Below are 2,539 nucleotides of genomic sequence, written 5' to 3' on the forward strand. Positions count from 1 at the left end.
GCATTATTATGGCAATCGATCGTAAATGTCTGTGCTGATGTTAGATTTCCTGTAGAAACTCCTGTTGAATTTGTCGTAAGTCCTCCTGTAGAGAAACCAGGACCTGCTATTGCCGTACATGAATCTGCGTTATTTGAGTACCAGGTAAGGGTTGAAGCAGTATTATAAGCAATCGGATTTGGATTTGCATATATTGAAACTGATGGCGTAACTGATGTCGGTCCACATGGATTATCGGCAAGGAGTACTGCTGCCGCTTGTGAAGCATGAGTATTAGTATTCATACTTTGATATCCACTTGGATTTACATATCCTGGATCAGATGGGTTTGGATTATTGGTATCAGAGACAGTTGGTGTTACGGAATCGGTATCGGAAGTAGTCGGATTAACTGGATTTTGTGGTGGAACCGGGCACGGGTTGACATTAACTACAACAGAATTACTTGCAGAACCAGCTGTGTTTTTACAAGTAATAGTATATCTTGTTGCTACAGTAAGTGGTCCTACAGACTGTGAAGTAGGATCTACGGTTGAAACAGGACCAGACCAGCCATCACTTGCCGTACATGAATCTGCATTGTTTGGATGCCATGTAAGAATCGATGAATCACCAGAATTAACAGTTGAAGGATTTGCACTAATTGAAACTGTAGGAGGAGTATTTGCAACAACTACAACTTTGACGGTTCCTGTTACATATCCTCCAAGCGTTGCAGGATCGAGAGTCTTGTTCTCAGATCCATATTTATTACCAGTTAAAGGATCTTTAGTATTTGCATATTTTGAAGTATTAAGAGTTCTTCCTGGTACATTTTGGTAGCTATCAATTCTGAATGATAATGTGTATGTTCCTGGAGTTGAAGGAGCTGTAAAGACTCCTCCATGCGGAAGTGAAAATTGAGTTCCTCCTTCTACCTGATAATGACCTGTACCTCCTGCATTATTCACATCATAATAAGTGAAATTTGCTGTCTGAATTACATTTCCATTTGAATCAGTAAGTGTTGCTGTTACAGCAATATCTTGTTGATTGTTAATACATGCACTTGCATATGCAGCTCCGGTAAAATTGAATGCTTGACCAGGAGCATATACATCAGTAGTACCTGGGCTATTAATGGTAACTTGTGGTGAATAATCTGCGCAATGAACAGAATCAGTACAGCCACTTACATGCCAATGAGCTCCATCTTGGCCAGTATAACCTTGTGGCAAATTACCCGATGAGTATGAAGGATTTGGTGAACGTCCATCATTTGGAGGATAATGTCCTGTACCTGAACCATTACCAACAAAATCATATCCCGTATAATCCCAAACACCGTTGATACTCTTTCTACCAGTTTCTGTATATGCCTGAGCTGTTGGAAAAATAGTAAAGAAAGATGTTACTCCAATAATAAGTAATGCCACTAATACTTTAGCTCTTCGCATTGAAGCAAATTTTATGATAAGAGCAATAAGAATGATAACAATAATGACTCCTAGAATTCCGTACATAATTGCCGTCATATGATTATTATCTCCATTTGTAACAATATTATTTTTAGCCTGATCATAATTTGCTGAAAGTTTTGTTGAGTATGTCGCAACAACAGTTCCATTTTGAGTCGCCGTCACTTCAACACGAATTGCTTGCGCAGCAGCTTGTGCTTTTATAGAAATATTTTTTGAAGACCCAATATTAAAATCTGTTGTATCACTATATGTTCCGACAAGCTCGTCTTTTTCATTAAAGATCTTCACATCAAGTTGAGCACTTCCATTTCCTGAAATATTTCCAGTAGCAATATCATATGGTGATCCTGAATAATTGATGGTAATAGGAATGATATCTCCACTTTTTATAAGAGAAGCTGTCGATGTAATCGAAGAAATAGTGATGATATTTCCAGCAACGATATATCGGTACTGAAAATCGAGTGCTCGAACACTATTATTGGCATCAACAAATGAAATATCACCTGCATAGACACCTGCTTTATTTGAAAATCGATCGAGCGGATAGGTTACTGTAACTGAACTATTTGCTTTTACCGTAACAGCATCACCTGCATAGGTTTTAAGCGGTGAATTATCGATTGTTCGATTATAGACTTTGATATTCGGAGTAACTGTAATCGCGGTATTATTTGTATTTGAAAGCTTTATTGAAACCGTGGTAGATGTTGATGTCTCATAGAGAGTAGGACCTACATCTACAGGATATTGCTGACCATCAACAGTTAGAAAACCATTGCTAACCGTAAGAATTGGCAATCCTCCAGAAACAGAGAGATTTGTATCTGCCCAACCAAGTGGTGTTCCACTTTTTAAGAAAGCTTGAATATGGAGATTGAGATTCTTGCCACTAAATGCTTGTGGTAAAGGATACGAGAATGTTACCAATTTCTGTTGATTTGCATCAAGAAATTGTGGATCTGCTGTTACAGTATTGTAGACAGTACCTAATTGACCATTGCTATCGTAGGGAGCAGTAAGAGAGATTTTATATATAATATCTGAAATTCCTGTTGAATCACCATTAATAAGTAAGA

Annotated in this window: 1 protein-coding gene; it reads right to left on the reverse strand. The window is 37.8% G+C overall.

Going from position 1 to position 2,539, the window contains the following annotated elements:
• Positions 1–2,539, reverse strand: a 2,539-nt coding sequence (locus VGT41_04785) for a hypothetical protein (protein HEV2601590.1), incomplete at both ends; no start/stop codon positions are given.

The sequence above is a fragment of the Candidatus Babeliales bacterium genome (assembly GCA_035944115.1).
Lineage (GTDB): Bacteria > Babelota > Babeliae > Babelales > Vermiphilaceae > DASZBJ01.